At 52.3% G+C, this 9,146-nt stretch carries 18 protein-coding genes; all 18 read right to left on the reverse strand.

Annotation, left to right across the window (positions count from 1 at the left end):
- Positions 1-13: 13 nt before the first annotated feature.
- Positions 14-400 (reverse strand): 50S ribosomal protein L17, encoded by a 387-nt coding sequence (gene rplQ / locus BLQ12_RS22440; protein ID WP_092214351.1) that lies wholly within the window; start codon positions 398-400, stop codon positions 14-16.
- A 6-nt stretch (positions 401-406) separates the two neighbouring features.
- The gene (locus BLQ12_RS22445; protein ID WP_092214352.1) at positions 407-1,426 is read right to left on the reverse strand and encodes a DNA-directed RNA polymerase subunit alpha; all 1,020 of its coding nucleotides are present in this window, start codon (positions 1,424-1,426) and stop codon (positions 407-409) included.
- Positions 1,427-1,481: 55 nt separating this feature from the next.
- Positions 1,482-2,108: a 30S ribosomal protein S4 gene (rpsD, locus tag BLQ12_RS22450; RefSeq protein WP_092214354.1), complete on the reverse strand. Its 627-nt coding sequence runs from the start codon at positions 2,106-2,108 to the stop codon at positions 1,482-1,484.
- Between the two features lie 53 nt (positions 2,109-2,161).
- Positions 2,162-2,551, reverse strand: coding sequence for a 30S ribosomal protein S11 (gene rpsK, locus BLQ12_RS22455; protein ID WP_092214356.1), 390 nt, complete (start codon positions 2,549-2,551; stop codon positions 2,162-2,164).
- Between the two features lie 48 nt (positions 2,552-2,599).
- Positions 2,600-2,968 carry a 30S ribosomal protein S13 gene (gene rpsM, locus BLQ12_RS22460; protein ID WP_092214358.1) on the reverse strand — a complete coding sequence of 123 codons (369 nt, stop codon included), beginning with the start codon at positions 2,966-2,968 and terminating at the stop codon, positions 2,600-2,602.
- Between the two features lie 13 nt (positions 2,969-2,981).
- Positions 2,982-3,095, reverse strand: coding sequence for a 50S ribosomal protein L36 (gene rpmJ / locus BLQ12_RS22465; RefSeq protein WP_092214360.1), 114 nt, complete (start codon positions 3,093-3,095; stop codon positions 2,982-2,984).
- A 46-nt stretch (positions 3,096-3,141) separates the two neighbouring features.
- Entirely contained in the window at positions 3,142-3,360 is a 219-nt protein-coding gene (gene infA / locus BLQ12_RS22470; protein ID WP_092214362.1) for a translation initiation factor IF-1, read from the reverse strand.
- Positions 3,361-3,653: 293 nt separating this feature from the next.
- The gene (gene secY / locus BLQ12_RS22475) at positions 3,654-4,952 is read right to left on the reverse strand and encodes a preprotein translocase subunit SecY (protein WP_092214364.1); all 1,299 of its coding nucleotides are present in this window, start codon (positions 4,950-4,952) and stop codon (positions 3,654-3,656) included.
- 6 nt (positions 4,953-4,958) lie between these two features.
- Entirely contained in the window at positions 4,959-5,396 is a 438-nt protein-coding gene (gene rplO, locus BLQ12_RS22480; protein WP_092214366.1) for a 50S ribosomal protein L15, read from the reverse strand.
- Complete coding sequence (gene rpmD / locus BLQ12_RS22485; protein WP_092214368.1) at positions 5,386-5,580, reverse strand: 50S ribosomal protein L30; 195 nt, start codon at positions 5,578-5,580, stop codon at positions 5,386-5,388. The genes rplO and rpmD overlap by 11 nt, the downstream gene beginning before the upstream one ends.
- 16 nt (positions 5,581-5,596) lie before the next feature.
- The gene (gene rpsE, locus BLQ12_RS22490; protein ID WP_092214370.1) at positions 5,597-6,091 is read right to left on the reverse strand and encodes a 30S ribosomal protein S5; all 495 of its coding nucleotides are present in this window, start codon (positions 6,089-6,091) and stop codon (positions 5,597-5,599) included.
- Positions 6,092-6,109: 18 nt separating this feature from the next.
- Positions 6,110-6,472, reverse strand: a complete 363-nt coding sequence (rplR, locus tag BLQ12_RS22495) for a 50S ribosomal protein L18 (RefSeq protein WP_092214372.1) — start codon at positions 6,470-6,472, stop codon at positions 6,110-6,112.
- Positions 6,473-6,562: 90 nt separating this feature from the next.
- Positions 6,563-7,096, reverse strand: a complete 534-nt coding sequence (gene rplF, locus BLQ12_RS22500; RefSeq protein ID WP_092214374.1) for a 50S ribosomal protein L6 — start codon at positions 7,094-7,096, stop codon at positions 6,563-6,565.
- Positions 7,097-7,111: 15 nt separating this feature from the next.
- Entirely contained in the window at positions 7,112-7,510 is a 399-nt protein-coding gene (rpsH, locus tag BLQ12_RS22505) for a 30S ribosomal protein S8 (RefSeq protein WP_092214375.1), read from the reverse strand.
- Positions 7,511-7,574: 64 nt separating this feature from the next.
- A complete protein-coding gene (locus BLQ12_RS22510) occupies positions 7,575-7,745 on the reverse strand; it encodes a type Z 30S ribosomal protein S14 (protein ID WP_300667565.1) in 171 nt (56 codons plus the stop codon).
- 92 nt (positions 7,746-7,837) lie between these two features.
- Positions 7,838-8,377, reverse strand: a complete 540-nt coding sequence (rplE, locus tag BLQ12_RS22515; RefSeq protein ID WP_092214377.1) for a 50S ribosomal protein L5 — start codon at positions 8,375-8,377, stop codon at positions 7,838-7,840.
- Between the two features lie 20 nt (positions 8,378-8,397).
- The gene (gene rplX / locus BLQ12_RS22520; protein WP_092214378.1) at positions 8,398-8,727 is read right to left on the reverse strand and encodes a 50S ribosomal protein L24; all 330 of its coding nucleotides are present in this window, start codon (positions 8,725-8,727) and stop codon (positions 8,398-8,400) included.
- Between the two features lie 39 nt (positions 8,728-8,766).
- Positions 8,767-9,135, reverse strand: coding sequence for a 50S ribosomal protein L14 (gene rplN, locus BLQ12_RS22525; RefSeq protein WP_092214380.1), 369 nt, complete (start codon positions 9,133-9,135; stop codon positions 8,767-8,769).
- Between the last annotated feature and the right edge of the window lie 11 nt (positions 9,136-9,146).

Raw genomic sequence — 9,146 nt, forward strand, 5'->3', positions numbered from 1 at the left:
GCCCCTTTAGGTTTTATGCCTCGGTTGCTGCGGGTGCCTCGACCTTGGGAGCGGTAAACTCCACAATAGCCATGGACGCTGCATCACCGGCACGGAAACCGATTTTGGTCACTCGGGTGTATCCGCCGTTTTTACCGCCAAAGCGTGCGGGTGCTTCTTCGAAAAGCTTGTGCACCACATCTTTTTCCATAATCACGGCCATCGCCTGACGTCGGGCATGGAGGTCTCCACGCTTGGCCAGGGTGATCATTTTGTCCGCCCAACGACGAAGCTCTTTGGCTTTTACGTCGGTGGTCTTGATCCTCCCATGCTTGAACAGAGAGGTCACCATATTGCGAAACATCGCCTTACGATGGGCAGAAGTCCTGCCCAGCTTAACGCCTGCTTTTTTATGTCTCATTTCCTCTTACTCCCCTTCAGCTCCGTCTTCCTCCTTCGGGCTGAAACCGTCAAGTTTCATTCCGAGGGAAAGTCCCATCTCTGACAAGACCTCTTTGATCTCATTCAGAGACTTCCGACCGAAGTTCTTGGTTTTGAGCATTTCGGCTTCGGTTTTCTGCACGAGCTGATAGATCTTGATGATGTCGGCATTTTTCAGGCAGTTGGCACTACGAACCGAGAGTTCAAGCTCATCCACATTTCTGTAGAGGTTTTCGTTGAAATCCCTGTCCCCACCCTCTTCACTGACGCTGTCGTGCTCAGGCTCGATATCCTCATCAAAGTTGATGAAAGGACTCATCTGCTCCTTGATGATCTTTGCGGCGTACGCCACAGTGTCCTCTGGAAGCAGGCTGCCGTCCGTCCACACCTCGAGGGTCAGCTTATCGTAGTCGGTTTTCTGACCCACGCGGGAGTTCGAAACCGTGTAGTTGACCTTTTTGATGGGAGAAAAGACGGTGTCGATGGCTATGGTACCAACCGGTGCGTCCTCGTCTTTGTTATCCCTGGCCAGAGCATACCCGCGACCTACTTTGACGGTGAGGCTCATGTTCAGCTTACCGCCCTCGTTCAAGGTCGCAAGATGAAGATCCGGGTTGAGGATCTCCACTCGGCCATCGGGACTGATGAGGTCTCCGGCACATACCTTGCCAGGGCCTTCGGCCTTGAGCTCGAGCATGCGCGTTTCGGTGTCATTCACCTTCAACTTAATCTCTTTGACGTTGAGAATCAGCTCAGAGACATCCTCAAGAACCCCGGGGATCGGAGAGAACTCATGCAGTACATCCTCAATTTTAACCGACACGACGCCGGCGCCATAAAGGGATGAAAGAATGATCCTCCGGAGGGCGTTACCGATGGTAATGCCGTATCCCCTTTCAAGAGGTTCGCATACAAACTTGCCGTAAGTTGAACTGCCGGACAGGAGCACTTTGTCCGGACTGATCATCTCACGCCAGTTCCTGTATATCATTTCGTTTGATGTCATATTGATCTCCAGAATTGTGCCAAGAACAACAGTTTACTCACGTTAATATACTCCGCTACTTGGAGTAGAGCTCGACGATCAACTGTTCCTGAATCGGCAGGGTTACGTCTTCGCGCACAGGAAGATTTACAACTCTGGCTTTCATGTTATCTTTGTCCAGTTCCAGCCACTGGGGCACACCTCGGCGAACCACGGCGTCAATGGCGTCCTGAACAAACTGAACCTTCTTGCTCTTTTCACGGATCTCAACAACATCGTCTTTGCGGACAATGTAAGAAGGGATGTCGACTTTACGGCCGTTCACGAGGAAGTGCCCGTGGCGTACGAAGTGACGTCCCTGGGTGCGGGAGTTGACAAAGCCGAGTCGGTAAACCACGTTGTCAAGTCTGCATTCGAGGGCCTGAAGCAGGTTGGTACCGGTGATCCCCTTTTTCTGATCCGCTTTCTTGAAGATGATGCGGAACTGCTTTTCGGAGACACCGTAAATGCGTCTTACTTTCTGCTTTTCCCTCAGCTGAATGCCGTAATCGGAAAACTTGCTGCGACGCTGACCGTGCTGGCCGGGCGCATAACTGCGACGATCAAAACTACACTTATCTGAATAGCATCGATCGCCTTTAAGGAAAAGCTTCATGTTTTCACGTCTGCAGAGACGGCAGACGGAACCCCTGTATCTAGCCAAATCCTCCTCCTTTGATACTCGATATATATCGTATCATTTGCAAATAATCTTTTTTAAACTCTTCTCTTCTTCGGGGGGCGACAACCGTTGTGGGGAACAGGGGTTACGTCCCTGATCTTGGTGATCACAAAGCCTGCTGCCTGAAGAGAACGAAGAGCCGATTCCCTGCCGGCGCCGGGTCCCTTCACTTCTACTTCCACGGTTTTCATGCCGTGTTCCTGAGCCTTTTTGGCCGCATCTTCTGCTGCAAGCTGTGCAGCAAAAGGGGTGCTCTTTCGGGACCCTTTAAAGCCGTGCATACCGGCACTGGACCAGGAAATGACGTTACCGTTGGTGTCGGTAACAGATACAATTGTATTGTTGAATGTGGACTGGATATGAACCACCCCACTGGATATGTTCTTTCTGACCTTTTTCTTCTGTCGTGCGCGTGTCTTCGCCATGACGCTTAAAAGCCTCCTTTAATCGTGACCAGGTGTCCCAAGCTGCACCTACTTCTTCTTCTTAACAGCAGCTCGTCTGGGGCCTTTGCGGGTACGTGCGTTGGTTTTGGTTCTCTGTCCGTTGACAGGGAGGGATTTACGATGACGAAGTCCGCGGTAGCAACCAAGATCCATCAAGCGCTTGATGTTCATGGATACCTCTGTGCGGAGTTCACCTTCCACACGGTAATCGGCATCAATGGCCTTCCTGATGAGGTTGACGTCGGATTCGGTCAGATCCTGAGTCTGAGTACTCGGGTCAATATCGTGCTTGGTGAGAATCTCTTTGGAAGTGGAGAGGCCTACACCATAGATGTAGGTCAGCGCGATATCGATTCTTTTCTTTCTGGGTATATCTACCCCTGCAATCCTTGCCAAAATTTATCCTCCTCTATCCCTGTCTCTGCTTATGACGTTTGTTTTCGCAGATAACCCGTACAACGCCGTGGCGACGAACAACCTTGCACTTAGGACATATCTTTTTTACTGAAGCTCTGACTTTCATTTGGGTTATACTCCCTCGTCTTATCCTTCAAATATCGTAAGGATACCTACTTGGATCGGTAGGTGATTCGTCCTCTGGTCAAGTCATAAGGTGACAACTCGACGGTCACCTTGTCCCCGGGCAGAATCTTGATAAAATGCATACGCATTTTACCCGAGATGTGAGCCAGGATCTGATGCTTGTTTTCCAGTTCCACTTTGAACATTGCATTGGGCAAAGTCTCAAGTACAGTTCCCTGTACCTTAATGGGCTCCTCCTTTGCCATAACTCTCCTCCCACGATAATCGCATCTGTCTGGTCCAAATGGGTTAAAACGGCTCACACCGCTTTCGACCAGATTGCAGAGTTTACCTTACGAATGATATCCAAATATCGAGTATCTCACACATTGCAACTCGGCTGGCAGTTCCCTGGAGAGGTGGCCACGAAACTAAAAAAACCAGCATGATGTGATACTACACTCGCAAATGGATGACAACCCCTTTTTTTCCGGACACCTCTTATTGGGGGTCCGAAAACAGGGATGGCCATCCATATACGTTCGAAACGTGTCTTGACTTATCGGCGACCCTTGATCGCTTTGCCGTCACCCAGGAAACCGCTGTAGTTTCGCATCACAAGATGCGACTCCATCTGAGCCACGGTGTCAATGGCAACCCCCACCACAATGAGGAGGGCCGTGCCGCCGAAATAAAAGGGGACATGGGCCTTGGTGATCAGGAGGGTGGGAAGCACACAGATGGCGGAGACGTAAACGGCCCCCACGACAGTGATGCGGGTAAGCACCTTGTCAATGTAATCTGCAGTGCGCTTGCCGGGCCTGATCCCGGGGATGTACCCCCCGTTCTTCTTCATGTTCTCAGCCACATCCGTCGGGTTGAACTGGATGGCGGTGTAGAAAAAGCAGAAGAACACAATAAAGGCCACAAAAATGGCCGAATAGAGAAGGCTGCCCGGAGCCATCAGGTCGCTGATGGTTTTCATCACCGGCACATCGGGGAAAAACGAGGCCACGGTGGTCGGGAAGACAATGATGGAAGAGGCGAAGATGGGCGGGATCACGCCGGAGGTGTTGATCTTCAGGGGCAGATGCGAGCTCTGCCCGCCATAGACCTTACGGCCCACAACACGCTTGGCGTACTCCACAGGGATCCGGCGCTGGGCCGTCTCCATGAAGATGATGAAGCCCATAACCGCAACCATCATGACAATGAGCAGCAGCACAGTGAAAAGCGACATCTCCCCGGAGGAGAGAAGCCGGTAGGTGCTGATGACCGCAGCGGGCATGCGGGCAATAATCCCTGCAAAGATGATAAGGGATATACCGTTCCCGATGCCACGCTCGGTGATCTGCTCACCCAGCCACATGATAAACGCGGTGCCGGCCGTCAGGGTGATGACGGTCATGATGCGAAAGCCCCAACCCGGAGAGGTCACGGCGTGCATGGCTTCCAGGCCCACACTGATACCAAAGCCCTGGATCACGCTCAAGAGCACCGTCCCGTAGCGGGTATACTGGGTGATCTTCTTCTGACCCTGCTCTCCCTCTTTCTTCAACTGCTCGAGGTGGGGGACCACCACGGTCATGAGCTGAAGGATGATGGAGGCACTGATGTAAGGCATGATACCCAGGGCAAACACCGAGAGTCTCTCAAGGGCCCCCCCGGAAAACATGTTGAACATGCCCACGATGCCCCCGCCGAATTTTGAAAAAATATCGGCCAGGGAATCGGGGTTGATCCCGGGTGTGGGGACGTGCACACCGATGCGGTAGACGAGCAACAGCATCAGTGTGGTTACGATCCTTTTCTTCAGTTCCGGCAGTTTGAATAGGTTCTGGAATCCGCTGGTCGTCATATGGTCTTAGGCCTCTACTGTTCCACCTGCTGCTTCAATTTTCTCTCGGGCACTCTTGGACACCTGGCACTCTTTGATGGTGAGCTTGCAAGTGATCTCACCGTTGCCGAGGATCTTGATGCCGTCTCGGCGGCCTTTAACCAGGCCGACCGCTACGAGAGCCGCTTCATCCACAACCTGACCCTCGTCGAAACGGGCAAGGTCCTTGACATTCAAGATGGCGAACTCTTTTTTGAAAATATTGGTGAAACCGCGCTTGGGAAGACGCCTGTGAATAGGCATCTGGCCGCCTTCAAAACCGGGGCGGACGTTGCCGCCGGAACGGCTTTTAAATCCCTTGGTACCACGGCCGGAGGTCTTGCCCCAGCCGGAACCCACACCGCGGCCAATACGCTTGCGCGCCTTTACCGAACCTTCGGCCGGCGACAGTTCATTAAGCTTCATTGGCGTTCTCCTCCACTTTCACAAGATGAACGACCTTGGCGACCATGCCCCGAATAGACGGGGTGTCTTCCAGCTCTACTGTTTTGTTCATCTTCGTCAGGCCCATGCCTCTGAGTACCTTGCGGTGCTTCTCGGGTCGGCCGATCATGCTTCTGACAAGAGTGATTTTCAGCTTCTGTGACATTTGCTAACTCCCCCGATTACAGATCTTCAGGTCTCAGACCCCTGCGTCGGGCCACTTCCTCACGGCTCTGGTTGGCTTTCAGGCCGGCGATGGTGGCTTTGACTACGTTATGGGGGTTGTTGGAACCCATGCATTTGGTCAGAATGTTGCGAACACCCACGGCTTCGAGGACGGCACGTACGGCGCCGCCGGCGATGAGGCCGGTACCTTCGGAAGCGGGCTTGAGCAGCACGCGACCGGCACCGAACTTGCCGATAACCTCAGAGGGGATGGTTCCATTCACAAGATTTACCTTCACCATGTTCTTCTTGGCGCTTTCCACACCCTTCCGAATGGCTTCGGGAACCTCTCCGGCTTTGCCGAGGCCGTAGCCGACGCTGCCTTCTCCGTCACCGACGACAACAATGGCACTGAAGCTGAATCTGCGACCACCCTTGACGACCTTGGCAACGCGGTTGATATAGACAACCTTGTCAATCAATCCGTTATCTTCTGTGTCTTTCTTAAACAAAGGACGCCTCCTTCAGAATTAAAATTCCAGTCCTGCTTCACGAGCCCCTTCTGCAAGGGATTTCACACGACCATGGTAGATGTAACCGCTGCGATCGAAAACGATGCTCTTTACACCTTTTTCCATAGCCCTTTCCGCCACAAGCTTGCCGACCGTCTTGGCCTTGGCTGACTTGTCGCCCTCTCCTGCGCTGTACCCCTTATCGACGGTGGACGCGGATGCAAGGGTCACACCGGCGGTATCGTCGATGAGCTGCGCATAGATATGCTTGGCGCTGCGAAACACACAGAGACGAGGACGTTCCTGAGTTCCGACAATTTTTTTACGGATCCTGATCTTTTTTTTGAGTCGCTTCTCTTTGCGAGAGTTTGTAGTACCCATATCTTTATCCTGTATATGATAAGCTGAACCTTGGCGGGACCCGAAAGCTCAGGTCCCGGCCACACCATAGGCGGCACAAAGTCAGGCTTATTATTTTCCTGTCTTTCCAGCTTTTCTCTGGATGTGCTCGTCGACATATTTGATCCCTTTGCCCTTGAAGGGCTCGGGGGGACGAACGTCACGGATGTTGGCGGCAACCTGGCCCACCAACTGCTTGTCGGCGCCCATGATCTTCAGGACGTTTTTGTCCACCTTGGCTTCAATGCCTTTGGGAAGATCATAGCTGACAGCGTGAGAGTATCCGACGTTCAGGATGACCGTCTGACCTTTGACTTCCACCTTGTAGCCGATACCGTTGACCTCAAGGGCCTTTTCAAATCCAGTGCTGACGCCTGTCACCATGTTGGCGGCGATGGCTCGGACCATACCATGATACGCTCCCGCATCACGAACGTTGTCGATGATTTCAACGGATATGACGTTGTCCTCAATCTTCAGGTCCACAACAGGATGAATCTCCTGTTCCAGCTTGCCTTTGGGGCCTTCAACCACAAGTTTTCGATCCGCATAGGCCGCCTTGACGGATGCAGGCAGCACAATGGGCTTTTTTCCAATTCGAGACATATTGTCGCTCCCTTGCTACCAAATATTGCAGAGAATCTCGCCGCCGAGTTTCTGCGACTTCGCCTGCTTGTCGGTCATCACACCTTTGGAGGTGGAGACCACGGCCACGCCGAGCCCGTTGAGGACCGGTTTCAGATCCGAGTACTTTGCGTACACGCGTCGGCTGGGCTTGCTCACTCTGGTGATTCCGAAAATGGCGTGCGTACCTTCCTGATCGTACTTGAGGTACAGCCTCAGCATGCCCTGCTTTCCGTCTTCGACAAACTTGTAGTTCTTGATGTAGCCCTGTTCCTGAAGAACCCGTGCAATCTCCACCTTGATCTTGGATCCGGGGATATCGACTTTGGGGAACTTGGCTTTGCCGGCATTGCGGATGCGAGTCAGCAAATCCGCAATAGGATCACTCATCGTCATGATTTACTCCGTTGAATAGTACTGTATAGGTTTATACCAGTATCGAGGGTAAAGGGAAAATCCCTTACCAGCTCGACTTAGTAACACCGGGTAACTTGCCGTGCGATGCAAGGTTCCTGAAACAGATACGGCAGATACCGAACTTTCGCATGAAAGCCCTGGGTCGCCCGCACATGGGGCACCTGTTGTTCGCACGGACTTTAAACTTGGGCTTTCGTTCGGCTTTCACCATCATTGATTTCTTTGCCACAGCTTTCTCCTTGCAGACTTCCTTTACGGGGACTCGGTCTCCCTTACGCCCCCTTCATGAAGTCAGGTCTTGTTCCTCTAATTCCGGAAAGGCATCCCAAGGAGCTTAAGAAGCTCTTTGCCTTCCGAGTCGTTCTTAGCAGTGGTCACGATCGTGATATTCAGTCCCTTGATCTGATCGATCTTATCGTAATCGATCTCAGGGAAAATAATCTGCTCACGAACGCCCAGAGAGTAGTTGCCTCGGCCGTCAAAGGCCTTGCCGGAAATACCGCGGAAATCCCGAACGCGGGGAAGGGAGATGTTGATCAACCTGTAGAGGAAATCCCACATCTTCTCCTTGCGCAGAGTCGCCATGCAACCGATGGGCATGCCTTCACGCAGCTTAAAGGCTGCGATGGACTTCTTGGCTTTGGTAATCACCGGCTTCTGACCGGAAATGGTCGCCAGCTCGGCGGCTGCCGAGTCGAGGAGCTTTCCGTTCTTGATGGCTTCACCCAGGCCCATGTTCAGGACAACCTTTTCCACCTTGGGAACCTCCATGAGGTTTTTATACCCGAAGGTTTCCATAAGCTTGGGAACCACTTCTTCCTGATACTGTTTCTTAAAATCTGACATTTACATCCTCCGCCTTGGCCCTAAGCTTCGATGGTTTCATTGCATTTTCTGCAAACACGGACCTTCTTACCATCTTCAAGGACCTTCATCTTTATCCGGATGGGGTTGAGGCAGTGGTTGCACATCAGCTGAACATTGGACAGGTGAATGGGCGCCTCCGCTTCAATGATACCACCCTGGGTGTTCTTGAAGTTGGGCTTCTGGTGTCGCTTCACCTTGTTGATGTTCTCCACAACAACCCGGTTTTCCTTCCGGATGACCTTGAGGACTTTGCCGATCTTGCCCCTGTCCTTTCCGGTAAGAACCTTAACTTTATCATCTCTTCGGATATGAGATTTTTCACTGTTCATTATTCGTCTCCAAAATAGCGACCGGGGTCTCTTCCGGCATTAAAGGACTTCAGGAGCCAGTGAGATGATACGCATGAATCGCTTTGCCCTCAGCTCCCTTGCCACCGGGCCGAAAATACGCGTTCCGATGGGCTCCTGGTTCTGATTGACCAGTACCGCGGAGTTCTCATCGAAACGGATGTAAGATCCATCGGCTCGTTTGATGGCTTTCTTCGTGCGTACAATCACGGCCTTCATCACATCGCCTTTTTTAACTTTGGCGTTGGGAATGGCCTCCTTGACAGACACGACGATGATGTCGCCGACACCTGCGTATCGCTTTTTGGAACCGCCCAATATCTTGATGCAGTACAGCTCCTTGGCACCGGAGTTGTCTGCCACGGTCAATCTAGTTTCTGTCTGAATCATCGTTGTCTTCC

Origin of the sequence: Desulfoluna spongiiphila (assembly GCF_900101345.1) — a bacterium.
GTDB classification, from domain to species: Bacteria; Desulfobacterota; Desulfobacteria; order Desulfobacterales; family Desulfolunaceae; genus Desulfoluna; species Desulfoluna spongiiphila.

Coding starts and splice junctions, on each gene's coding strand:
- BLQ12_RS22445 (WP_092214352.1), bottom strand. CDS start 1,426: ATGACATCAAACGAAATGATATACAGGAACTGGCGTGAGATGATCAGT.
- secY (WP_092214364.1), bottom strand. CDS start 4,952: ATGACGACCAGCGGATTCCAGAACCTATTCAAACTGCCGGAACTGAAG.
- infA (WP_092214362.1), bottom strand. CDS start 3,360: ATGGCAAAGGAGGAGCCCATTAAGGTACAGGGAACTGTACTTGAGACT.
- rplR (WP_092214372.1), bottom strand. CDS start 6,472: ATGGGTACTACAAACTCTCGCAAAGAGAAGCGACTCAAAAAAAAGATC.
- BLQ12_RS22510 (WP_300667565.1), bottom strand. CDS start 7,745: ATGATGGTGAAAGCCGAACGAAAGCCCAAGTTTAAAGTCCGTGCGAAC.
- rpsK (WP_092214356.1), bottom strand. CDS start 2,551: ATGGCGAAGACACGCGCACGACAGAAGAAAAAGGTCAGAAAGAACATA.
- rplF (WP_092214374.1), bottom strand. CDS start 7,096: ATGTCTCGAATTGGAAAAAAGCCCATTGTGCTGCCTGCATCCGTCAAG.
- rplO (WP_092214366.1), bottom strand. CDS start 5,396: ATGAAGCTTAATGAACTGTCGCCGGCCGAAGGTTCGGTAAAGGCGCGC.
- rplE (WP_092214377.1), bottom strand. CDS start 8,377: ATGTCAGATTTTAAGAAACAGTATCAGGAAGAAGTGGTTCCCAAGCTT.
- rpsH (WP_092214375.1), bottom strand. CDS start 7,510: ATGACGATGAGTGATCCTATTGCGGATTTGCTGACTCGCATCCGCAAT.
- rplQ (WP_092214351.1), bottom strand. CDS start 400: ATGAGACATAAAAAAGCAGGCGTTAAGCTGGGCAGGACTTCTGCCCAT.
- rplN (WP_092214380.1), bottom strand. CDS start 9,135: ATGATTCAGACAGAAACTAGATTGACCGTGGCAGACAACTCCGGTGCC.
- rpmJ (WP_092214360.1), bottom strand. CDS start 3,095: ATGAAAGTCAGAGCTTCAGTAAAAAAGATATGTCCTAAGTGCAAGGTT.
- rpmD (WP_092214368.1), bottom strand. CDS start 5,580: ATGTCACAGAAGCTGAAAATCACTCTTGTCAGAAGCATGATCGGCCGA.
- rplX (WP_092214378.1), bottom strand. CDS start 8,727: ATGAACAGTGAAAAATCTCATATCCGAAGAGATGATAAAGTTAAGGTT.